The following is a 23,575-nucleotide window of genomic DNA, read 5'->3' as shown; positions in this document are numbered from 1 at the left end:
AGGAGACGATAGATGAAGAAGATGTTCAACGCAAAAATGGTACAAGCCCCGCTAGGGAAAGAGGGCGGGAAACTCGAACGGATGGCCGCCAGTGTAACCAAATGGTCTGAAAAGTGGTTTCCCGATGCCTACATCTTTTCGGCCATCGCAGTGATCGTGGTTGCACTGGGTGCGATCGCAATTGGTTCGCCAGTTCAACGTGTGGGCATTGCCTTCGGAGACGGATTCTGGAGCCTTATCCCGTTCACCATGCAGATGGCCGTGGTCGCCATTTCAGGTTACGTGGTTGCTGTTTCGCCCCCGGCATCAAAGTTCATTGGCTGGTTGGCGCGCATTCCGTCCTCGGCAAAGGCAGCGGTTGCCTTCGTCGCATTGATCAGTATCGTTGCTTCGCTGTTCAACTGGGCCGTCAGTCTGATCTTTAGCGGTTTGCTGGTACGTGCGTTGGCCAGAAGAAGTGATCTGCGGATGGACTATCGCGCGGCGGGAGCGGCAGCATACCTCGGCATGGGAGCAACCTGGGCTTTAGGACTGAGTTCTTCGGCAGCGCAGCTTCAGGCCAATCCAGATAGTCTGCCCAAGGCCCTTCTTGCCATCACCGGTGTCATTCCGTTTTCTGAAACGATCTTCCTTCCGCAGTCCATGCTGATGGCCGCGGCCCTGACGGTCATATCCCTGTTGATCGCCTATTTATCTGCGCCGGGCGAGCAACGAGTCAAGACCGCGGCTGATCTCGGTATTTCGCTCGACGACGACGAACTGCAAGTCAAGAAGCCATTGCGTCCTGGCGATTGGCTCGAATACAGCCCTTTGGTTTCCATTTTCATTGTGATACTCGGCGGCATCTGGGCGTGGCATGAATTCAGTACGAAAAATCCCCTGATTGCCATCTCGAACCTCAACACCTACAACTTCCTGTTCCTTCTGCTCGGCATGCTGCTGAACTGGCGTCCGCGCCGTTTCCTCAACGCGGTCGCGAAATCCGTGCCGTCAGTTGCGGGAGTATTGATTCAGTTTCCGCTGTATGGCGGCATTGCCTACATGCTGACTAAAGCGAATGGGGCGACGGGTCTGCCGCTCGCAGACCATTTGTCGCACTTCTTCGTAGCCGTTTCCTCGCAGTCGTCATTTCCTGCGGTTATGGGGATCTACTCGGCGGTGCTGGGATTCTTTGTTCCCTCGGGCGGTGGGAAGTGGATCATTGAAGCCCCTTATGTGATCGAGGCCGCCAAGCTCCTGCATGTACATCTTGGCTGGGCGGTGACGGTCTACAATGCAGCGGAGGCATTGCCCAACCTGATCAACCCCTTCTGGATGCTGCCTTTGCTGGGCGTGCTCGGACTTCGTGCAAGGGATGTCGTTGGTTTTACCTTTATTCAGTTGGTCGTGCACCTGCCGTTGGTGATCTTCATGTTATGGGCACTTGCGAGCACGTTGACGTATCATCCCCCCGTCATGCCTTGACATGGCATGCCATGCCATCATTCTCGTCAACAGCGAGACCGTACTCGCGGCCCGGCCCACAGATAGGTGCCTCAAAAATAGCGTCCATGTGCGACCGCCCTTCAGGAGACATCGAAGCACCAACTCACGCGGTATCGGCGCGCAGGCATGCAACACGACTATCGATTCCGCCGGCCTGAACAGCACGCAGCACGGGCGTCTCGATGGCACAGCGTTTTTCGCTTATCGGGCAACGCGTATGAAACACGCAGCCTTCCGGCGGATTGATCGGACTTGGAATATCGTTCGCAAGAATGTGCACGCTTTTGTTGCGTGCGGCGAGTGGGTCGGCGATCGGAATAGCCGATAGAAGTGCTTGCGTATAGGGATGCCTAGGCATGCCATACAGACTGTTTTTATCCGCCATTTCCATTACATGCCCCAGATACATCACAAGCACCCTGTCCGCAATGTGCTTTACGATCGCGAGGTCGTGAGAAATGAAGATCAATGCCAGCCCCATCTCCTTTTGCATTGCTTTCAGCAAATTGACGATCTGGGCCTGAATCGAAACATCCAGGGCCGACACGGGTTCATCACATACGACCAGCTTTGGTGCAATGATCAAGGCCCGTGCGATGCCGATACGCTGACATTGCCCGCCCGAAAATTCGTGGGCGTAACGGTTCAACATGTCTTCCCGTAAGCCTACCTTGACCATCATCTTCCTGACCTGCGTCACTCTTTCAGCCTGTGACATATTCGGACGATGCACTTGCAGTGGCTCGGCAATGATCTGTCCGACCGTCATTCTAGGATCGAGCGAGGCCAGCGGATCTTGAAAAATAATCTGCATGTCGCTTCGTGTCGCATGCCAGGCCTTGTCCGTACCGGTATCAAGCGTCTTTCCCATCCAGGCCACCGAGCCGTCGGTGCGTGGTATCAGATTCAGGATCGCCCGTGCCAGCGTGGATTTGCCGCAGCCTGACTCGCCCACGACGCACAAGGTCTCGCCGGCATATAAATCGAAACTCACGCCGTCAACCGCCTTTAACTGCCGCGCGCGGCTCCATGGTAGCGAACGCGCCGGCTTGACCTTGAAATGCACACGCAGATCGCGGACTTGCAAAATCGGTGCATCATGCATGATGGAACTCCCGTACATCAACGACGGGTCGATAGCATGCACGCTGCCACGACGCGTCGTCTCCGAAAGCCGTGAGGGGCGGCTGCGCTTCGCCGCAATCGGGCATCGCCATCGCGCAACGTGGGTGGAAAGGGCATCCCGTCGGCGGATGGGCCATATTCGGTGGATTGCCGGGAATAGCGACCAGCGCGGCGTCGGTTTGGTCCAAGCGTGGTAATGCTTCCAGCAGTCCGACGGTATAGGGATGTGATGGCCGGGCGAAGAGGGCGCTGGCGCTGCAGTGCTCCATTACACTGCCGCCATACATCACCATCACCTTTTCACACAATCCTGCTACCACCCCCAAGTCGTGCGTGATCAAGACGATTGCCGTGCCAAAGTCGTGCTGCAATTCGCGAAGCAATTCGAGCACCTGTGCCTGGACGGTGACGTCCAGGGCGGTCGTCGGCTCGTCGGCGAACAACACTTGCGGCTCGCATAGCAAGGCCATCGCGATCATCACCCGTTGACGCATGCCGCCTGATAGCTCGTGCGGATACTGCCCGATCCGATGGGCCGCCTCGGGAATGCGGACTGCTTCCAACATCGTGATGCATCGGCGTTTGGCCTCGCGTCGGGTCATCTTCTTATGCAATTCGAGTACCTCCGTCATCTGTCGTTCGATCGTCAGATAGGGGTTGAGCGAGGTCATCGAATCTTGAAAAATCATTGATAGCTGGTTGCCGCGAATCCCATTCAAGGTCCGGGTCGACATCGTCAACAAGTCCTGACCTTGATACAACGCGCTACCGCTCGCCTTACCATTCTCCGCCAACAAGCCCAGGATCGCCAATACACTCTGACTTTTGCCGGAGCCTGACTCGCCGACGATGCCCAAGGTGCTACCAGGCTCCAGATCGAAACTGACGCCATTGACCGCCTGTACGGTGCTTTTGTCGTGCGATGTAAATTGCACGGCAAGATCTCGCACTTTCAACAAAGTCATGGCGCTTACCGTTCCTTCGGATCAAGAGCATCACGCATTCCATCGCCGACGAAATTGATGCAATACAAGGTGGCCGACAATAACGACGCTGGGAACAATAACGTCCATGGTGCCGCACTCATCGATGCAACGCCATCTTGAATCAGGACACCCCAACTGGTCATCGGCTCCTGAACGCCCAGGCCGAGAAAAGACAGCACTGATTCAGTCAAGATCACGCCTGGCACGGTCACCGTCGTGTAGATCGCTACGATGCCGAGCAGATTGGGAATCACATGGCGCCAGATTATTCCTGACGTCGACACACCGATTGCACGCGCCGCCTCTACGTATTCCTTCGAGCGGATCGCCAGCGTTTGCCCCCTTACCACTCGGGCCATATCCATCCACGAGAACACGGTGATGGTCAGCACGACAAGATAGAAGTTCCGACCCAGCAACGTCACCATCAAGATTGCGATCAGCAGGTAGGGAATCGCATACATCATGTCAATGAAGCGCATCATCAGATTGTCGACGCGCCCGCCTACGAAGCCAGCGACCGCACCCCATAGTATGCCCAGGGCGACCGATGTGATAGTGCCCAGGGCACCCACCAGCAAGGAAACGCGTCCGCCGATCAAGCATCGTACCAGCAAATCGCGGCCGTTTTCATCGGTACCAAAAAGATGCCACGCCGTCCACTCGGGCGTGGCGTTGATCGCGTTCCAGTCAGACGTCTCGAAATCATTCGGCAACAACATCGGGCCGACGATACAGGCGACCGTTATGACGATCAAGACGACGACGCTGACGACGGCCGCACGGTTGCGGCCAAAGCGACGACGTGCATCTTGCCAGGGACTTCGTTCCGGGGCGGGCAGGGCATTCGCTGCAGCGGTCAATGCCCGTACCACGGCACGCTGCTTCGCATGAGTTTTCATCTTGCTTGAGGCCTCAATAGCGGATCTTCGGATCAAGCCACGCATAGGCGAGATCGACCACAAGATTCAAAAGCACCGCGACGACGGTCACCAACACGACAAGACCCAACACCAGGGTGTAGTCTCGGTTCGCGGCGCCGTTGACGATCAGTTTGCCCAAACCCGGCAGCGAAAACACCGATTCGGTCACTACCGCCGCGGTGATTGACGAGATTGCCAAGGGGCCCAACACGGACACCACGGGAATCAGCATTGGCCGCAAGGCATGTCGCAGCACGACGGTCCGCCGCGGCAATCCTTTGGAAAATGCCGTTCGAATGTAGTTCGCATGCATCACCTCGATCAGACTCGCACGGGCCACGCGGCCGATCGTCGCGATATTGATGATTGTCAGCAATGCGACCGGCAACACCATATACCGCACGTCGAAGTTGTCCCAACCGCCCGCGGGAAACCATTTCAGCATAATCGCAAAGACCAGGATCAAGACGGGGCCGATGACGAAGGAGGGAAAGGCACTGCCGGCGTTGCTAACCACCATCAACAGATAATCGATCGGGCCATTACGATACAAGGCGGCATAGATGCCTAACGCGATGCCGAGCAGGATCGAAAGCAACATCGACACGCTACCGATCGTCAACGACACGGGTAAGGCCTGACGCACCAATGCATTCACGCTCCAGTCGGCATACCGAAAAGATGCTCCCAGATCACCATGCAACAAGCTCCACAGATAGAGCAGGTACTGCTTCCATAACGGTTGATCGAGATGATATTTAGCTTGCAGATTTGCCAGCACGGCGGCCGACACTTTGCGGTCGCCGTCGAAGGGTCCGCCCGGTGTGGCATGCAGCAAGAGATAACAGATCGTGATGACGATCAATAATGTCGGGACCGTGAAAAGCACGCGCCGTAATGTATAAGCCCACATAACACCTCCAGCGACGGAAACATGTCGGCGCCGACCCGCTAGCGCTCTCATGCCCGTCGGGGTATATCCCAATAATCGCTAGTGCTTCAGGATGTACAAATCTTTGCCGCGGAAACGGTCCAGCATATTGTCATCGGTATAGCCGCCGACATATGGCTTGACCAGACGAGGTATCGTATATTGAGAGAGCGCAATGATCGGATAACCGTCCATGATCGCGTCGGCTGCCTGAGTCTGCAGCTTACTCCGCAAGACGAGATCGTTCGATGCAGAGGCCTGATCCAGCAGTTTCTGGGCTTTCGGGTCGCAGTAGTTCGAGTCGTTCTGATCGGAATGGCAGGCAACCAACGTCAGGAATGTACTGGCGTCGTTGTAATCGCCAATCCAACCGTTGCGCGCAACCTGATATTGACCGGTATGACGTTGTTTCAACAGTACGCGAAATTCCATCGCATCGACCTGTGCATTCAATCCGAGTTTGCTTTTCCACTCTGACGCCATGAAGATCGTTAGACGCTTGTTTCCTTCGCTGGTGTTATATGCGATATGCAAGGTCGTGCCCGCCGCTACGCCGGCTTCGCTCAGAAGCTTTTTGGCTTCCGCGACGCGTTTTGACATCGGCCAGTCAGCCCAGGGATAGCGCGTTACATCCGCCCCGATCGTGCCTGGGACAATCAGGCCATACATTGGAATCTGACCATCCGCTAATACCCGTTTTACCAGCAGATCGCGGTCGATCACCATTGACAAGGCTTCCCGGACACGCACGTCTTTGAGAAGAGGGTCCGCGGCATTCAGGGAAAAATAACGCAAACCCAACATCGCGTTATTATGTATTTCCTTTGGGTATTGCTGCTTCATCCGTTCATACGAACCCGGCGGCAATTCATACACCCAATCGTTCGCACCCGACTGATACATTTTCACGTCGGTGTCTTCGTTCTCGACCGGCAAATAGGTCACTTGTGATAACTGCACGTTCGCCGCATCCCAATAATAGGGATTCTTGACTACGACGATCCGATCGTTGACGGTCCACGACTTCAGCATGTAGGCGCCGTCACTGACTATATTGCCTGGCTTTGTCCAGTTTTCGCCAAACTTCTTCACTATTGCGGCATTGATCGGGCCTAAATTGGTATTTGCCATCAACGCCGGTAGAAATGGCACTGGATTCGGTGTTTTGATCTCCAGCGTGTGCGTGTCGATTGCCCGCACGCCCAAGGCTGACGGAGGTTTCTTGCCTGCGGCGACATCAAGGCCGTTCAGCAAGAACACACCGTATGCCGTTGCGTAGGGCGAGGCGGTTTTCGGATCGACTAGACGTTGCATCCCGTAGACAAAATCCCCCGCTACAAGCGAATCGCCATTCGACCATTTCGCATTCTTGCGAAGATGAAAGATCCAGGTGTCGGCATCTTTCTGTTCCCATGTTTCAGCGATGCCAGGTACGATCGCGCCGTGATTGTCGTTAGCTGTCAAGCCTTCGAACAAGTCTTCCGTGACGGTATGCGCGGGCACGGATTCCGCAATATTCGGATCGAGCGTCTCAACCTCGCTGCCTATATTGCGCACGAGTGTCTGTTGTGCGGCAAGCTGGGTTCCGGGTGGAATCGTTGCTCCCGATGCCAAGTGGCTCAGCCCCATCAATAACGTCGTCAGCGCACACACGGTACCGGTGCCGATGCCGCACCTTCGTCGATACAACACATTATTCATACGACTTTCCTCTATTTTGCAACCGTCTCACGGGGGGGAGGTGAGGTACGGCTTCTGCATTTGCACCGGCATGCCAAAACCGGCGATGCCGGGGTGGTCTTCACGCGTGAATTGACGCGCCGCCTACTTATTGGTCGTCGTCATCGCTTCCGGAAGTTGTCTTGAAAGAAAATACAACCTCACCCACGTACGATGTCGCATTTTTCTGGCACTTATAGGCTTTCGCTGCCGTGATCACTGCTTCATTGAATACCGTAGTAAATGCAGAATGGTGGTCAGCCAATCCCAGTGACTGGCATCCTTAGGTTTCTCGAGGACCACAGGAGGACACCGTGATGGCTGACACTTCCAATACTACGACTGACGTGCATTTCCTTGCAATCGATGTTGCAAAGCAATGGAACGCTGTGTTGATCGAAACCGCGACCGGTATGAAGCATCGCTTCAAGATGGCAAACTCCGCTCAGGATTTTGACCGGCTTATCCAATTCATTCAAAGCCTTGGAGGTCGGTGTAAAGGTGCACTGGAGCCGACCGGCGATTACCACCGCCCAATAGCTCATCGACTTTTGATGGCCGGTGTCGATCTTGTCAGTGTGTCTTCGGTCGCACAGGCTCGCTACCGCGAGGCCAAATTCAACTCATGGGATAAAAATGATCCCAAAGACGCCTCAGTGATTCTGGATATGCTGAAACACGGCATCGTGCAGCAATACGTTGACCCGATGATCGCTGGCAACCATGATCTGCAAGAGCTGTCCAAGACTTACTTCCAGATATCGAGGTTGCGAACACGCGTTCAGCATTCAATCATCAATCACCACGTCCCTCTGTACTTTCCGGAGATGTACAAGTACTGGAGCAGCAGCCGCAGTGAGTGGTGGATACGATTCATGCTGGAATTTCCGACGCCGGCTCATGTGCAACGGCTGACGCGAGAAGAGTTTGTAAAAGCGGCGTGGGACCTTGTCGGTCGCAAGGTCGAGAAGACCCAAAAACTAGGTGAAATCTGGGACATGTCACAACAGTCAGCTGCGCTGCCGCATCACCCAGACAGCCTAGCCGTAGAAACATTTCGACTGTCACTTCGGCAACTTCAGCACTTCAACGAAGCGCGTACGAGTTTGGAGGAGCGTGCCGAAGCGGCATTATTGAACAATGCCGACTACGAACGTTTGCGAACGTTGCCAGGTATTGGTCCGATCATCGCACTTACCATTCTCGCGGAAGCGGGTGATTTGCGCCGATTCCGCCATTATCGGCAATTCCTGAAATATTGTGGCCTTGATCTGGCCAAGCATCAGTCTGGAACGGCACGAGGTCGTGAGCAGTTGTCCAAACGTGGAAACGCGAGACTGCGCTTGGCATTTTGGATGGCAGGCACTGTCGCAGTTCGCCTACGTGAGAATTCATTTAAAGATAAATACGATCGATATATCAAGTCCGATCCTGGCAACGCCGACTTAAAGCGCAAAGCCCTCACTGCTGTTTGCGCGAAGATGGCGCGAGTCGCACACGGAATGATTAAAACGAACCGTCCGTATCAGCGGTTCTTTGAACAAAGCTTACCCAGCGGATCGATCCCTCTCTGCAGGGCCGTTGAGGCACAGCAGCAAGTGACCTCGTAGATAATGATTGGACCTTCCGCTGGGCCCTTATGCTGTTTTAAGTAACGTGAAGATCGAGGTGCGGGCATCTCGAATCTTGTTTCTACTATGGTGAGCTGGGCGAGCCCGTTACAGAGCGGAAGACCGCTAGGAATGTTGCAGGACGCGCTCTTTTAAATGTGCGACGAGCGAAATCTCGCCGCCAGGGGATGCTGTAACTTTTTTGTCTGAGCCTATTGCATTTAGTACGTTGTCGGAGGCGAGGCGCGCACTATTGTGACATTGCCGATACTGCCATCCGGATTGATGGTCAGATGTGCGGTAACGTCCGACGAGATGCCGCGCTGCAACGCAGCCTTGGGAATCGTCGGTTCAACGGACTGACAGTGACCGCGCCCGTCGACCACGCCATGCAAGGCGGGCGGTGCCGGCGTCGGCGTCGGTACCGCCACAGGGGTAGGGGTCGGTGGCGCGGGCGGTGCCGCCGCAGCGGTTGGCGGCGTCGGCGCGGCATAGGCCGGAGCGGTGGCCAGGGGGGGGGCGTGCACCGCGGGATGACGGGCGGCCGGTATTACGGCGGGCTTCAGGGCCGGCGCGGGTCTGGCCGGGGGCGTCTTTGACGGCGGTTTCGGCGTCACGGGCGTCGGCGCCGGCTCCAGCTTTTTGACTACGGGTGGAGGTGGTGGTGGCATGGTCACGCGCATCGTCCGCGGTGCCGGCGGTGGCACGACGTGGACATGTGACACGCCGAGGACGATCAGGCCCTCAACAATCATCGCGCCGATGACCGCCAGGACCATCGTGCGGTGATTGGGCCTTGTCGCCTCGGCGTGCAACGCCCAAAGTGCGCCGCCCAGTCGATTGCCGTTTATCTTGGACAAGTCGGTCATGGTATGCAATTGGCTCATGGAGCCGGATTAGTAACCAAGGCGACCGAGCTGATTCCGGCGGTGCGTACGATGTCCATCACGCCGATGATCTTCTTGTAATCGACGCCTTCGTCGCCAGCGATGGCGACGTCGACTTCCTTGTTTGTTGCTTCGAGAGACTTTAGTTGCGTATTAAGCGTAACTGCATCAACTGGTTTGCCATCCATAAAGAGGCCGCCTGTCTTGGTAACGCCAATTGACACTTTGACGGTTTCTTGTAATTGCTGAGCGGTACTTGACTGGGGAAGATCCAATTTGATACCGGCACCCTGAATCATCTTCAGTGTTGCCAACATGAAGAACACGAGCAGAAACATCATGATGTCAATCATCGGAATGATCTCGATTCTTGCCTTCTCTTCCGCGCCCAGGTAATGACTGCGGTGATTTCGCATCTACGGCCTCTCTATCTCAATGGTTCGGCTTTTGCATCGCAGGGGTGCCTTTGCAACGTCGTGCATTCACACAGAAAAGCGAGAGACAAGCATCGACTTGATCAAGTCAAACTGATTGACCGTCATGCGGATACGTTTGTTGAAATAGTTCAAGAAGATCACGCAGACGATCGCGATCAAGAGACCGCAGGCTGTTGCGGTCAATGCGTGTCCGATGCCGCCCGTCACGCCATTCGGGTTCGCCGTGCCGCTCGCACCCAGTACATTGAAAGATTGCACCATCCCGAAAATCGTTCCGAGCAAGCCGAGTAATGGCCCTAGCGTGACGGCGGTATCGAGGATCCACAGATTGCGATCAAGACGGGGCATTTGAAACATGATGGTTTCTTCGATTTCGCGTTCCACAGCTTCTTCCGTGCGCCCATTCATCTTGATCGCCGAGCGCAAGAGTTCCGTCTGCACCGAACGCGCATAGTGCGCGACCAGCTTCTCTGCATCTTCCGTATTGTGTTCGCTGAGTAACTTCAGATCGTGTTCGATCGTTTTGCCGCTGAAAACAGCATGCGAGAAGAACGCAAGTCGTTCAATGATGACGGCGACTCCTAACAAAAAGATCAGCGCCAGCACGGGAATCAAGCCCAGCGACTGGGCGGAATACTGGATCAAGGTTTGCAGCACTGCGGACTCCGGTTAGGACAAAGTCAGATTGAATGCGAACCAAAATCGATCGCACGTCAACGAACGACGGGAATAGACAGCATCGTCTGGTGCCCGTCTAAAGCATCGTCTGTGCCAGATTTCTTACTTTCATATCTCTTTCTATCCTTTCAAATAATGCAAGTCCTTGGTGTGGTGGCGAATACGAATTCGATATATTGATCAAGCAAATTCTTTTGCCGCGAAAAAGCGATGATTTTGACCAAATTGTAATCAATTGTATAACGATAAATGCGAATTCGTTGATTCTGTTTTGGTGCATCCCAATGCTTACATCAATAAATGCACTGAGGTAGTGAAAAGTACAACTTTTTACTAGTGCGTAAAGTAAAAATATATATACTTATCAAGTATATATATAAGTTTTTCCTATTATTTTATTGTCATGCCTAAAACTTTCATATGTTTTTCAATGAAAGCGTTGCAGGCGTAAATTTACTTCTTTTATAGTTATGGTTGGTTTTTTTACAAAATTATTACGCCACAAAATAGTGCTGAGATATCAGTGAGTATATCAATATGAAATTACTAAACCATCTTTTATTATTATTGGTTCGTGGTAAAGATCGTTCCTATTTGTCTTGTGAAGAATTTCCTAAAAAAATATTTCTAACCTTATATAACTAAATATTTCATTTACTTAGCTCAAAAAAATTTACGCCAAGTGATCAGGATTGCAGATCGCTGGAGGGCTGTATGGCACAGCTCATGCTCTGGATGCGACCAATTCCGGGATCGGCATCCTCTCGATGCGGTCGAGAAAGCAGGGATGCCAAGTGTGCGTTCATCCAGCAAATCACGATTCGCGTTCACGAATTACCCTGCACTAGTAGGGTTAAAACGGACGCGAACGCCGTCAGGTCGCGTTCATGCGCTATGAAGTGGTCAGGCTGGGGGACGATCAAAAATTGCCAGATCATCAGAAGGGGTGGTGCGTGAGACAGAAGAAAATGGTTTCGGCGATCAAACGCATTCTCTACGCAGAATTGCTGTTTGGTGCTGCAATGACGTCGGTTGCGTATGCGCAAACCGCTATTCCCGCGACTGGGGCAAGCACCGACACCAGTACCACCGATGCGACAAGTGGCACACCGGCTTCGAAGAAGAGTGCTAGCACCCCAACATCCACGCCTGTCAGCAAGCTCCAGACCGTACAAGTGACAGGGTCATTGATTCGGACATCTGACAAGGTCGGGAGTACCGAAGTACAAACGGTGACGGCACGAGAGATTCAAGCTTCGGGTTATACGACAGTGGCAGACTATCTGCGCAGCATGTCGGCCAATTCCGCGAGCAGTTGGTCGCAAGCAACGAGCAGTACGACGGCGCCTGGAGGCGCCGGCATTGCACTCCGGGGCCTGAGCGAGAAGTACACCCTTGTGCTGGTTGATGGACAACGCGTGGCGAACTATGCGAAGGCCGTCAACTTCACCGATACCTTCTTTGATATCAATTCGATTCCTTTGAATATGGTCGATCGCATAGAAGTGGTGAAGACTGGCGCCGTCTCCCAATACGGATCTGACGCAATTGCCGGTGTTGTCAATATCATTACGAAAAAGAACTTCCAAGGCTTGCAAATCGACGGCAACCTCGGTAAAGCGCAACATCCCGGTGATGGTGTAGGCAACTTCAGCGTGCTGGCGGGTAAGGGCAATGTCAACACCGACGGATGGAACTTCACTGGTGCGGCAAGCTGGTATCGCGACTCGGGCTCTTCGCTGGCGGACCGGGACATGACGGCGAACGGTGATTTCAGCGAATACCCTGGCGGCTCGAATGCTCCTCCGAACCAGCGTGCATCCTATTTCACTTTGCCGGACGGTTCGACTGCCGCCTTGTCACCCTGCCCGCCGGGCAGTTCGTCAGCACTGACGTCCGGTGCATCTTGCTCCTACAAAAATAGCCAAGCGGTGTCGTTGATGCCGTCTACAACACGTTTGAATGCGAAGGCGCGAGGCACGTTCCGCATTGATGACACCACGCAAGCCTACGTCGATGTGTGGGCGAGCCGTAACGAAACGCTTCAATGGGGCGGCTATCAGTCATTGACGAGTTCGACCAATGCCTACGATCCCGCCACGAACTCGGTGTCACCGATCTCGCGTGTCGTGCCGGCCAGCAATCCGTACAACCCGTATGGGGTGCCGTCGACGCTGAACTACACCTTTCCAAACGCCATCACTGGCAACGACACGGTTTCAACGTTCTGGAAGACGTCGGCAGGCTTGAAAGGATCCTATTCGCTGCCGAAGGCGGGCGACTGGGATTGGAACGTCGATGCGGGGCACTCGCAAAGCGTTGTCGACACGACATATTACAATCAGTTCAATGTCGCGGCCCTGAACGGCATCATCAACAATGGGACACTTGACTTTCAGAATCCAAGCCTGACGCCCAATGGCGAAAACGGCCTGTTCCAGAATGACTATCAACAGGCTATTTCGAAGGTCGATTCGATCCAGGCAACCACGTCGACAACGAATTTGTTTCACTTGCCCATGGGTGACGTCGGCTTGGGTCTGGGAACCGAATTTCGCCACGAAAGCGATACGATCAATGCCCAGACGTACTCGTCATTGGGCATCGTCGCCCCTGCGGAAATTCAAACGGTGGATGGTTCGCGAAACGTTGCGGCACTGTTCTATCAGGCGCAGATTCCGCTATTGCGGAACCTTGTGTTTACCCAAGCGGGCCGATACGATCACTACAGTGACTTCGGCGGCGCCTTCTCACCGAGTTTCGCGCTGCGTTTCCAGCCCGTGCAGGCGATCACGGCGTACGCTTCTTATTCGCGCGGCTTCCGTGCCCCCACACTTGTCGAGAACTCCCAAGCCACATACATCGGTCACCAGAACCTGTACGACCCCTATGCGCCAGGTGGTGGTGCCACCTCGTTCACGACCGAGCAGACCAACGGCAATCCGAACCTGAAACCGGAGCGCACGAAGAACTACAACCTCGGATTCGAACTGTCGCCGAACCGGAGTACCGATATCGGGGCCGCGTTCTATAAGGTGGTTATCGATAACGTTATCGGCACGGCCGACCCGGAAGCCGTGATCGTTGCGAACAACCCGGATTCAGTGGTACGCACATCGACCGGCGCCATTGCTTATATCAATCAGCCATTCGTCAACTTGGGATCGCTGGACACCGATGGCTTTGATATGAACTTTCGCGAAACCATGGGTTCCCCGGCCGGTGTGTTCACCCTTGCTGCCGATTGGGCCTACGTCTGGCACTATAAGTTGCACAACACCGATGGCACTGTCCAGGACTTCGCCGGGAACAACTACGCATTGAATCAACCTTTCGGTGCCAGTAACCCGCGCTGGAAGGGCACGACCACGCTGACATGGGCATTCAAACGATTCGTCACCACGCTGACGTGGCAATATACGGGGCCTTACACCAATGCCATTGCCGAGGAGTACGGTGACCCCGGTACGAAACAAGTGGCATCGTATAGCCAGTTCAATCTGGTCACGACGTATCGCGGTTTCAAGCACTGGACCATTTATGGCGGCATCACGAATCTAGCTGACAAGAAGCCGCCTTTTGACGTCGAGTGGCAAGGCTATCCCTATTACACTGGCTATGACCAGTCTCTCTACACCGACATCGGACGGACGTTCCAGATAGGTGCCACCTATCGTTTTTGATAACGACAAGCGCTTGCCCCGTTGTTCCTAACTTTGTTGATAAGGAGAAAATCTCACGGTCCATTTTGTTGCATTTATTTTATGAGGCATCATTTCTTCGGCCTCCGTTCTCCGTTGCTTGCCTGCCAGAGATCGACAGATCACCGAAACAGCAAGCAACCCTTCACAGGCATTGCTGAATTGACCTCTCACGGCCCGCGCCGCTGCTGATAGGCAGCAGGTTGGTGTCTGCGATTCAGCGTCATCCCGCCATCGCCCGTACAAACGGTGAACCGGATCGTGTGTTCGATCGCAGGAATCCATCCAATAATTTGATTGTATTGATTTCGCGTTATACGATCGTGCATCACACGTATCGTCAACCACCAAGAACCGGTTGCGGCCACAGGTCTCGGATCGGACATGACATGGGAGAAAGCCGAATGACGCGTCTCGCGGTTACCGAAAAAATCATTGCCACCAAGGTGGCGCAGGACATCAAATGGGCCGACGTGGCCAAGAAAGTGGGACTTAGCAAGGAGTGGGTCACGGCGGCCTGCCTTGGTCAGATGACTTTGGACAAAAACCAGGCGTTCATTATTGCCGATATCTTCGGGCTGAGTGAGGAGGAAGCGAAATGGCTCACCGTGACGCCCTACAAAGGCTCGCTGCTGACGTCTGTACCCACTGACCCGCTCATCTATCGGTTTTATGAGTTGGTCAATGTGTATGGCACGACGTTCAAGGAGCTCATTCATGAAGAGTTTGGCGACGGCATCATGAGCGCCATTGATTTCAAGATGGATCTGCAGCGCCAGCCTGACCCGAATGGCGACCGTGTCAGTATCGCCCTCAGCGGCAAATTCCTGCCTTACAAGCAATATTGATTTTCCTGTCGAGGAAGGCGCGTGAGACATCCTATGCCTCGCTATCCTGGCTTTCGAAGGCACCAACAGGCATTGGATTCTTTCATAGCCGTTGAGCCTGCTCCAATCGCATGAAAATGTCCGGCCAGCGTGTATCCATCGTCAGCCCTATAGCGAAGTGATGTCATTCCTTTGCTGGGCTCCGTAAAAGACCGAAAAATCGTTTGGATTTCAGCGTGGCGTGATCAATAGTCATCAGCAGGGCGCTAACAAAATATTGAAACATATATTGTTTTGATGTATATTGTTTTCAGAAATCGTGCGATTTAATGGACTACTCGGTGCCGTGCCAAAGCAAATTGATTTACTGAAACTGCAAGCAGCAGCAGGGGAAGCATGCAGGCTGTTGAAGGTATTGTCGAACACCGATCGCTTGCTCTTACTGTGCCAGATGACACAAGGCGCGTTCTCGGTGAGCGAATTGGAGGCAGTCACAGGCATCCGGCAGCCCACGCTGTCGCAACAACTGACCGTGCTACGCGAGGAGCAGCTCGTCCATACGCATCGCAGCGGTAAGCAGATTTTCTACAGTATCACCAGTAATGAAGCGCTGGCCGTGTTGCAGTTGCTGGATAAGCTTTACTGTCCAAAAGAATAGGAGTCCTGGGCAATGACGATCAACTGGAACGATTTCACGCCCTGGTCGGCGCTTGCGGGCGGCCTGATGATTGGATTCGCAACGACGCTGCTTTTGACGTTTAACGGAAAAATCGCCGGCATCAGTGGAATCGTCGGCGGTTTGTTGAAGCCGTCACGTGGCGATAACCTCTGGCGCATCGCATTCGTCGCGGGCCTGGTGATATCACCACTCGTGTTTTCTTGCATCGGCCCTCTGCCGCAAGTACGCGTGTCGGCCAGCAATACGGTCATCATCTTGGCGGGACTGCTGGTAGGGGTGGGTTCGCGCTATGGATCAGGGTGCACCAGCGGACATGGTGTGTGTGGGCTGTCGCGCCGTTCACCGCGTTCCATGGTGGCGACTGCCGCGTTCATGCTTGCTGGCTTCGTCACGGTCTACATCGTTCGTCATTTTGTACGCTAGGGGCGAAAATGAAAGTGTTCATGGCGTTGTTTGCCGGCCTGTTGTTTGGTTTGGGACTTATATTGTCGGGAATGAGCAACCCTGCGAAGGTGCTTGGCTTTCTCGACTTGGCTGGAAACTGGGATCCATCGCTTGCTTTTGTCATGGGCGGCGCGGTAGCCGTTGGCTCGCTGGTGTTTCCCTTTGTACTCAAACGGCCGAGGGCCATCCTGGGGGACGCACTGCACTTGCCTACAGCCACGCGGATCGATCGGCGCCTTGTGTTCGGTGCGCTCGTATTTGGTATTGGTTGGGGTTTGGCGGGTTACTGTCCGGGACCGGCACTGGCATCGCTTGTACAGGGCGGCCCGAAGCCCGCATTTTTTGTTGTTTCGATGTTGGTTGGCATGTGGCTATATGCCGTGCTCAACCGAATAATCATCAGAGCGCAATCAGTCTGACGCCGGCGCGGTAGATTCGGCATTCCGCGTGGCACCCCTGCATGCTTTGGGAGAACGGCCTGTTACGCGTTTGAAGGCATGGCTGAAAGCACTTTCTGATGTATAGCCAAGCGATTGCGCGACAATCGCTATCGGCGTGTTCTCGTCTCTCAAGGCACGTTCGGCAAGACGCATGCGCCATTCGGTCAGATAAGTCAGTGGTGCGACGCCTGCAATTGTCCTAAAGTGAAAAGCGAACGTCGTTCGGGACATTGCGCATGCCTTGGCGAGTTCACCCAGATGCCATGAATGCGCCGGATCGCCATGCATCAATCTGAGTGCTGGCGCGATACGCGGATCACTTATTGCGCCTAGCCACCCTGTTGGCATGGGGGAAGCTGTTTTCAAGTGCGCTCGCAGAACCTGGATGAATAGCAGTTGCGCCAGTTGCGCCGACGCAAGCTGCGCACCGGGCAGATCCGCCGTGCGCTCCTCGACGAGCTGACTAAGAAGCCATTGGAAGGTTGTTGCCTGCGACGATGCCGCCGACACATGAATCCATGGCGGCAGAACATCAGCAAGCAGTCTGCCGCTTGTCGGGTCGAGCAAGACGTGGCCTCCGATGTGGCCGAAATCGTTGCCATCCCCCAATGTTGCGGTCGTTTTGCCGGCGCCGGAGAACACGCTCATTGCATCAATGGGAGCAAGATCCAGGTCGCTAGCCAGGACAGAAGCGCGTTTCGCGGTCAGAAGACCAACATCTCCCGCCTTGAAATGCATCGGTGCCGCTTCACCTTCGATGCGCACCCAGCAATTTCCCTTCACCACGGCAAAAAACTTGATTTTGTCGGGCGCCGGAAAGCGGATGGCCCATGCGCCTCCGGCCGTAAAACCACCGGTTATGAGTGATTCGACTCTTGTGAATTTGAGAATGTCGGAAAAAGGATCGATGCGCATGCTCGTACTTTTACACAAGTAATTCGCACTTTCAAGCATTCACAATCCGAATGTTGGGTTTTACGCTCTCTCTTGCTTGTCAAGGCACCGCATCGCCGAGGCCCGTGGTCGGATGGCTAGTGGCTAGGAAAATTCGAGAAAATCTTATGAATGAAAAAACAGTATTGGTTACAGGTGGAAGTGGATTCATCGCGCAGCATTGCATTCTCGCGCTCTTGAATAGCGGCTATCCCGTGCGGACCACGATTCGTGCGCCGGCGCGGGAAAAAGAAGTGCGGCAGAATCTGCGGGCCGGCGGCGTGAAGTCGGGTGATTACCTCTCTTTTGTCATCGCCGATCTGTGTGCCGATGACGGTTGGGAAACCGCTGCCGCCGGGTGCGCCTATGTGTTGCATGGCGCGTCACCGACACCCTCTGGCGGTCAGGTGCATGAGGACGATTGGATCATGCCCGCGGTGAATGGCAACCTTCGTGTGTTACGAGCGGCGCGGGATGCCGGCGTCAAGCGAGTGGTGCTCACCTCTGCCTTCGGCGCGATTGGCGTAGGACATAAACCAAGCTACCGTCGACCTTTCGATGAAACGGATTGGAGCGATCTTCGCGGCGACATTGCCCCGTATCAGAAATCCAAAACGCTTTCGGAAAGGGCTGCCTGGGCATTCATCGCTGAGGAAGGGCGTGGGCTTGAGCTATCCGTCGTCAACCCTGTCGCGGTTCTGGGTCCGGCGCTTGGCCCTGATTACTCGCACTCCATCAGATTGATAACGAGTTTGATGGAAGGTCAGGCTGGATGCCCTAAAATCAATTCCGGCTTTGTCGATGTGCGGGACGTCGCCGACTTGCATTTGCGCGCCATGACTGATCCTGCCGCTAACGGCGAACGCTTTCTCGCTATTTCTGGTGAGAGCATGTGGATGGTCGATGTCGCAAAGGTGTTGCGCAACCGGATGGGCGATGCAGCCGCGAAAGTATCAACACGGCTGCTATCAAATAGGTTCGTACGCGCTGCTGCGCTCAACAATGCAATGCTGAAAGGGATGGTGCCGCTGCTTGGCGTGAATATGAACGCCACGAGTGAAAAGGCCAAGCGTTTGCTCGGATGGCGCCCGCGTTCACCGGAAGAGGCCATTGTCGCGGCGGCGGAGAGCCTTATTCGGCTAGGTCTGCTACAGGGTTCAAAAAATATGGCATAAGCCGGCCGCGCTGATGTCTTCATCCTATGCGGCACGAGTCGTTGAGGGACAGATGCCATTCTCGCCGTGTGCAATGCAACCAGCCCGCTTGGTCAGCAAGAGGCGTCGATGGGTCGGCATGCCGACGATGTCGTTATATTTTGTATAATGAAATGATTTCATTTACTGCCAGGGACATCGTGCCATGTGCATTACGTTGTCATCCATATGAGTACTAGCGGAAGCAGCCCGGCGCACCAATGGGCGGCGACGGATTTGTTGACAGACAAAAACCTTGGCGCCGACGTCAGTCTGGCCCCGGCGTTGCTCGATGCTTATTGTCGAACAGACTACCGGATCCTGCTATCTGAACCGGTCATCATGCGCATCGGTCAGCGCAGCGCGGCGCTGGACGGCTTGCTGACCACGCAGGACGCGAAGTACGGTCTTTTCATCAGTGCCTGGAATCCCCGCAGCCGCCCGCTGTCGGTCCTTTATAACGCGGCGCGCCACGCGGGCTTGATTCACGGCATGAAACAGCGAAACCTACGATGGTTGCCAGCGATGGGTGCCGACGAGACAGGGGAGTGGCCGGCAGAGGAGAGCGTTTTCATCTTGGACGCGACGGTGCTGCTGGCGGATCGATTGATGACCGAATGGGATCAGAATGCAGCGGTCTGGGTCGAGCACGGCAAGGCGCCGGCATTGGTGTTGCATCCGCGTTTTCGAGGCGGTGCCTTGCTGCGTGAATTTTGATACACTTCTGCCGTGGGATGCATCGACGCAGTCCATCGTAAGCGTTTACGTCAACCAACGCGCAACTTGTCGTCTTGTCAGGCGGCCGGGGGCGTGTGGATGCGTGAGCGCTTTTTTGTTTTGCGGACGGCTTGTCACGCATTCGCATTGAAGCGTGCGATGTCGCACCGGACTCCCGCGATCCGCTTGTCCTCTGGACGCACTTCATAAGGGATTGTCCAATTGTCCACCCGTGCCACTTCCTCTCCATCAGCGCCAGCCGGCGGCGACCGCGCGCCGGCCCAGGTCCTTCGACTGACCGTCGTCTTGTTCTTGTCATATCTGGCGGTGGCTTCGGCATTGCCGATCGTTTCTGCCTATGCTGTACACAGCTTGCACCTGTCGAATGCATTGGGTGGGCTTGCCGTCGGCATCGCGTTTTTCTCGACCATTCTTACCCGAAACATCGCTGGCCGGTTGGCGGATCAGCATGGCGGTCGCTATACGATGCAACGCGGCTTGTGGATTTACAGCGCTGCTTCGTGTATCTGTCTGCTATCTGTCGCGCCGGTTTTTCCGCATACCCTTGGCTTTATCGTGCTGCTCGCAGGTCGCTTGTTGCTTGGCGTGGGTGAAAGCTTCGCCCTCGTTGGCATGCTGGGGTGGAGCATCGGCTTGATGGGGACGCCCCGGTCGGGCAAGGTAATGGCTTGGATGGGGGCCGGCATGTATGGGGCTTTCGCCGTGGGCGGACCGCTGGGACTGGGCTTATATCATGTGTGCGGTTTTGGCGGCGTGATGGTGGCTGCGATTCTGTTTCCATTGTTGGGACTGCTGCTCGTGCAGGGGGTGCCAGGCGTTGCACCGCAGTCCGGCACGCGAGAACCGTTTTGGCGGATCATCGGGCGCATCTGGCGGGCCGGCGCAGCAGTTGGGCTGCAGGGTGTTGGTTTTGCCGCGTTGGGTGCATTCATTTCGTTGTACTTCCAGCAAAAAGGTTGGTCCTATGCAGGCATGGGCCTGACTGCATTCGGCGTTGGGTTCGTGGCTGTCCGAATGCTGTGTGGCAATCTGCCGGACCGTATCGGCGGCACGCGGGTGGCAATGGTTTCCCTGGTGGTCGAGGCGTGCGGCCAGTTTCTGATATGGAGTGCGCCGGGCCCCGCAGTGGCGCTGGTCGGTGCCTTATTGACCGGCCTTGGCTGTTCCATGGTCTTTCCTGGCATGGGCTCGGACGTGGTCAAGCAGATACCGCCGCAGTTGCGAGGCACCGCCGTGGGCGGCTTTGCCGCATTCCAGGACATTGCGTACGGTGCCACCGGTCCGGTCGCAGGGGTGCTCGCCGACCATGCCGGCTATGCGGTCGTGTTCCTGATCGGCGGCATCTGCGCCTTGCTGGGTCTTGTGGCCGCGGCATCGGCGCATCGCCAGCCTACGGCACAGTCGTCATAATGCCCGGTGTACGCGGAACCGATGCAAACCACCACAAGTCGACGTCATGGCCGCGGCGGCCAGCTCAACACGGTTTGCCTGTTCGCGACGCCGTACCATGACGTTTCATAAGGGAGAAGGGACGATGTCGGACACCAGCGCAAAGACGCCGGCGCCAGACCTTGCGCCAAGGGTCGCGACGCATGATATCTGGCATGACCCCGTGGTAGCACTCGAAACTGGTTTCACGGGCAACACTCTCGATCGATGCTCTGAGCGTCGGGACGATCTCGTTTTCATCAGCGCCTTGAGACGTGATCCCCGCGCGCGTATCGTCCTGTTCGCCGCCGATGCGCCGCTCGTATGGACCGGCACACACGTACCGGTGGATGAAGCAAGCCCGCCGTGCAGTGCAACGGCGCCGGAAACCGTTTCGGTGCAGACCATACATCTCGAAAATGGTGTCGGAATAACATCGGCCGATGTCATTGCATCCGGAGACATGACGGCCGGTACGCCTTATGCACTGCACGAGACCGTGGTGCGGATACTGTCCAATGCAGGTTTTGGTACCGCGGCGCGCGATCATGCCAATGCGGATGAAGAGAGCGTCCTGCTCGGCATCGATTCGAACGGGGTGCCGTGGTTTGCGCAACGTGCGGACGTGGCGACGACCGATATCGAGTCGCAAGAAATCCGTCCCCGCCCGGTGACATTTCCCGAGACCGTGTTGACGTGGCCGGTGCGTGAGGTATTGGTTACCTCACCTGGCTTACCGATAACGCCGCAGTCGGCGAGCGATGTTGCCGCGGCGAATGATACGCTGACCGTGCGTGCCGTCGGGCTTCGGGCGCTCGCGACGCAAGGTGCGCTCCCGTCCGTGGAACTGGCCATGATCGCCCAGGCGAAGGCGGTCCTGGAGTGGCATGTACGGCATCGCTTTTGCGCGCGTTGTGGGAGCGCGTCGCGCGTGGCGGCGGCGGGCTGGCGCCGTGAATGCCCGACTTGCGCCGCCCTGCATTTTCCACGTGTCGACCCTGTTGTGATCATGATCGTGATCGACCGCTCTTCTCCGGAGGCTCCGCGGTGTCTTCTGGGTCGACAACCCCAGTTCGCGCCTGGCATGTACTCTGCGTTGGCGGGCTTCCTCGAGCCGGGTGAAACAATTGAAGACGCGGTTCGACGGGAGGTGCGCGAAGAAGCCGGCGTGCAATGTGGGACAGTGCGCTATCTGAAGTCGCAACCCTGGCCTTTCCCGGGCTCGTTGATGCTGGGTTGCGCGGCGGTGGCAACCAGTACGACGTTACGCATCGACCATAACGAGCTCGAGGATGCAGGGTGGTTCAACCGCGAGGAGGTGCGAGACATGCTGGCCGGCACGCATCCGCGGCAGTTGAAGACACCGCAGCCCCACGCAATTGCAGCGACGCTGATTCGCGCTTTCGTGGATGGTTTGCTTGATTGACGCATAGCGCCGCAATGGCGTTCGAACGTTTGTCTCAAAATAACGTGTTTAGATGGTATTTGCCGGATTTTTCCAGTAATTAACGTGTGATTGTCGCGCGGGGTGCACTGTCTGGGTGTTTCCCGGTTTATCATGATCACCGAACACGCTGAGCACTGCGCAGTTGCGCGAGTTCCTGAAAGCAACGTGATGATGGGAAATCCGCAGGCAACATGTCCGCTTTGTCCACGCGTATATAGAAAACGATTCCGCACGCTTCGCAAATGGGAGGGTGCGCTCTAGGGAGTGGAACATGGCAATCCAGCATCATCTGGTTGGTGTGAGGCAATGGGCGGGAATCGGCGTCGCGGCATTGTCGTTGGGCTTTCTGTCGGCACCGCCGGCGAATGCCCAGGCCAGTGCAACGGTAAGCGCTGGGGCATCGAAGGAAATGCATGGTGACTGGGCCGTCACGTGTGCGGACCGAACCCAGGGCCAGCAGCGCGCCAAAGCTTGTGTGGTGTCGCAGACGCAAGTCGATCCTAAGACACAGCAACGGGTGGTAACGCTTGAACTGGCGCCTTCCACCACCAGCGGAGGAGACACGGCCGCCACGTTGTTGATGCCTTTCGGCCTCGTACTCGATCGCGGCGTCGCGGTGCAGATCGACAACGCACCCAGCGGCGCACCGGCACGATTCCAGACCTGTTTGCCGGTAGGATGCGTGGTGCAGTTGCGTCTGGATGCAAAGACCTTGAGCATGTTGCGCTCCGGCACGGCAATCAGGCTTGTCGCGATCGCGGCGACGGACGGACGCCGAATGCTGTTCACGGTGCCGTTGCAGGGCCTTGCACCCGCAGTGGACCGGGCGGTGACCCTGTCGAAGACCTGAGTACCGCGCACGCACCTTGGGTGCGCCGTTTTCTTGCATGTCCCGGCGGCTTTCCCACGGCGATCGATTCGCGTATTCGCGCCCATGCCGATGGCGGTGTGTCGTGAATCTTGG

The 23,575-nt window shown here is 55.7% G+C and carries 21 protein-coding genes; 12 read left to right on the top strand and 9 right to left on the bottom strand.

Annotated features, from left to right (window positions below; genetic code table 11):
- Positions 1–12 precede the first annotated feature (12 nt).
- Positions 13–1,464 (top strand): short-chain fatty acid transporter, encoded by a 1,452-nt coding sequence (locus SJQ66_RS23455; RefSeq protein ID WP_024903065.1) that lies wholly within the window; start codon positions 13–15, stop codon positions 1,462–1,464.
- A 124-nt stretch (positions 1,465–1,588) separates the two neighbouring features.
- Here SJQ66_RS23455 and SJQ66_RS23450 read toward each other — a convergent pair whose 3' ends face one another.
- From SJQ66_RS23450 to SJQ66_RS23430, 5 genes are all read right to left on the bottom strand, one after another.
- Positions 1,589–2,590, bottom strand: a complete 1,002-nt coding sequence (locus SJQ66_RS23450) for an oligopeptide/dipeptide ABC transporter ATP-binding protein (RefSeq protein WP_046153054.1) — start codon at positions 2,588–2,590, stop codon at positions 1,589–1,591.
- On the bottom strand, positions 2,583–3,575 hold the full coding sequence (locus SJQ66_RS23445; protein WP_046153053.1) for an ABC transporter ATP-binding protein: 993 nt from the start codon (positions 3,573–3,575) through the stop codon (positions 2,583–2,585). Before SJQ66_RS23445 ends, SJQ66_RS23450 begins: the two co-directional genes overlap by 8 nt.
- Before the next feature lie 5 nt (positions 3,576–3,580).
- Positions 3,581–4,498 (bottom strand): ABC transporter permease, encoded by a 918-nt coding sequence (locus tag SJQ66_RS23440; protein ID WP_320534607.1) that lies wholly within the window; start codon positions 4,496–4,498, stop codon positions 3,581–3,583.
- Between the two features lie 13 nt (positions 4,499–4,511).
- Positions 4,512–5,432 carry an ABC transporter permease subunit gene (locus SJQ66_RS23435; protein WP_024903061.1) on the bottom strand — a complete coding sequence of 307 codons (921 nt, stop codon included), beginning with the start codon at positions 5,430–5,432 and terminating at the stop codon, positions 4,512–4,514.
- Positions 5,433–5,510: 78 nt separating this feature from the next.
- On the bottom strand, positions 5,511–7,151 hold the full coding sequence (locus SJQ66_RS23430) for a peptide ABC transporter substrate-binding protein (protein ID WP_024903060.1): 1,641 nt from the start codon (positions 7,149–7,151) through the stop codon (positions 5,511–5,513).
- A 335-nt stretch (positions 7,152–7,486) separates the two neighbouring features.
- Between SJQ66_RS23430 and SJQ66_RS23425 the strand changes: the two genes are divergently transcribed.
- On the top strand, positions 7,487–8,779 hold the full coding sequence (locus tag SJQ66_RS23425) for an IS110 family RNA-guided transposase (protein ID WP_046154612.1): 1,293 nt from the start codon (positions 7,487–7,489) through the stop codon (positions 8,777–8,779).
- A 221-nt stretch (positions 8,780–9,000) separates the two neighbouring features.
- Here SJQ66_RS23425 and SJQ66_RS23420 read toward each other — a convergent pair whose 3' ends face one another.
- The 3 genes from SJQ66_RS23420 to SJQ66_RS23410 form a co-directional block, all read right to left on the bottom strand.
- A complete protein-coding gene (locus tag SJQ66_RS23420; protein ID WP_320534606.1) occupies positions 9,001–9,648 on the bottom strand; it encodes an energy transducer TonB in 648 nt (215 codons plus the stop codon).
- A 14-nt stretch (positions 9,649–9,662) separates the two neighbouring features.
- Complete coding sequence (locus tag SJQ66_RS23415) at positions 9,663–10,082, bottom strand: ExbD/TolR family protein (RefSeq protein WP_024903058.1); 420 nt, start codon at positions 10,080–10,082, stop codon at positions 9,663–9,665.
- 66 nt (positions 10,083–10,148) lie between these two features.
- Complete coding sequence (locus SJQ66_RS23410) at positions 10,149–10,709, bottom strand: MotA/TolQ/ExbB proton channel family protein (RefSeq protein ID WP_320534605.1); 561 nt, start codon at positions 10,707–10,709, stop codon at positions 10,149–10,151.
- Positions 10,710–11,734: 1,025 nt separating this feature from the next.
- Between SJQ66_RS23410 and SJQ66_RS23405 the strand changes: the two genes are divergently transcribed.
- The 5 genes from SJQ66_RS23405 to SJQ66_RS23385 all read left to right on the top strand — a co-directional run bounded on the left by SJQ66_RS23405 (position 11,735) and on the right by SJQ66_RS23385 (position 16,851).
- A complete protein-coding gene (locus SJQ66_RS23405) occupies positions 11,735–14,464 on the top strand; it encodes a TonB-dependent receptor plug domain-containing protein (RefSeq protein WP_024903056.1) in 2,730 nt (909 codons plus the stop codon).
- A 422-nt stretch (positions 14,465–14,886) separates the two neighbouring features.
- On the top strand, positions 14,887–15,330 hold the full coding sequence (cynS, locus tag SJQ66_RS23400) for a cyanase (protein ID WP_024903054.1): 444 nt from the start codon (positions 14,887–14,889) through the stop codon (positions 15,328–15,330).
- A 325-nt stretch (positions 15,331–15,655) separates the two neighbouring features.
- Entirely contained in the window at positions 15,656–15,967 is a 312-nt protein-coding gene (locus SJQ66_RS23395) for an ArsR/SmtB family transcription factor (RefSeq protein ID WP_036009349.1), read from the top strand.
- A gap of 12 nt (positions 15,968–15,979) precedes the next feature.
- Entirely contained in the window at positions 15,980–16,411 is a 432-nt protein-coding gene (locus SJQ66_RS23390; protein WP_024903052.1) for a YeeE/YedE family protein, read from the top strand.
- Positions 16,412–16,419: 8 nt separating this feature from the next.
- Positions 16,420–16,851 (top strand): YeeE/YedE family protein, encoded by a 432-nt coding sequence (locus SJQ66_RS23385; RefSeq protein WP_024903051.1) that lies wholly within the window; start codon positions 16,420–16,422, stop codon positions 16,849–16,851.
- On the opposite strand, the gene SJQ66_RS23380 is transcribed toward SJQ66_RS23385, so the two are convergent.
- On the bottom strand, positions 16,843–17,826 hold the full coding sequence (locus SJQ66_RS23380; protein ID WP_024903050.1) for an AraC family transcriptional regulator: 984 nt from the start codon (positions 17,824–17,826) through the stop codon (positions 16,843–16,845). The genes SJQ66_RS23385 and SJQ66_RS23380 overlap by 9 nt on opposite strands.
- 107 nt (positions 17,827–17,933) lie before the next feature.
- On the opposite strand from SJQ66_RS23380, the gene SJQ66_RS23375 reads away from it, so the two are divergent.
- From SJQ66_RS23375 to SJQ66_RS23355, 5 genes are all read left to right on the top strand, one after another.
- Positions 17,934–18,980: an SDR family oxidoreductase gene (locus tag SJQ66_RS23375; protein ID WP_024903049.1), complete on the top strand. Its 1,047-nt coding sequence runs from the start codon at positions 17,934–17,936 to the stop codon at positions 18,978–18,980.
- 258 nt (positions 18,981–19,238) lie between these two features.
- Positions 19,239–19,715, top strand: coding sequence for a DUF3293 domain-containing protein (locus SJQ66_RS23370; RefSeq protein ID WP_157684989.1), 477 nt, complete (start codon positions 19,239–19,241; stop codon positions 19,713–19,715).
- 222 nt (positions 19,716–19,937) lie between these two features.
- Positions 19,938–21,146: an MFS transporter gene (locus tag SJQ66_RS23365; RefSeq protein WP_082102678.1), complete on the top strand. Its 1,209-nt coding sequence runs from the start codon at positions 19,938–19,940 to the stop codon at positions 21,144–21,146.
- Positions 21,147–21,270: 124 nt separating this feature from the next.
- Positions 21,271–22,590 carry an NAD(+) diphosphatase gene (nudC, locus tag SJQ66_RS23360; RefSeq protein ID WP_320534604.1) on the top strand — a complete coding sequence of 440 codons (1,320 nt, stop codon included), beginning with the start codon at positions 21,271–21,273 and terminating at the stop codon, positions 22,588–22,590.
- Positions 22,591–22,882: 292 nt separating this feature from the next.
- Positions 22,883–23,461 (top strand): invasion associated locus B family protein, encoded by a 579-nt coding sequence (locus tag SJQ66_RS23355; protein ID WP_024903045.1) that lies wholly within the window; start codon positions 22,883–22,885, stop codon positions 23,459–23,461.
- Positions 23,462–23,575: the final 114 nt, after the last annotated feature.

The sequence above is a fragment of the Robbsia andropogonis genome (genome assembly GCF_034047095.1).
GTDB classification, from domain to species: Bacteria; Pseudomonadota; Gammaproteobacteria; order Burkholderiales; family Burkholderiaceae; genus Robbsia; species Robbsia andropogonis.
This window is presented reverse-complemented; position numbering and strand designations above follow the sequence as displayed.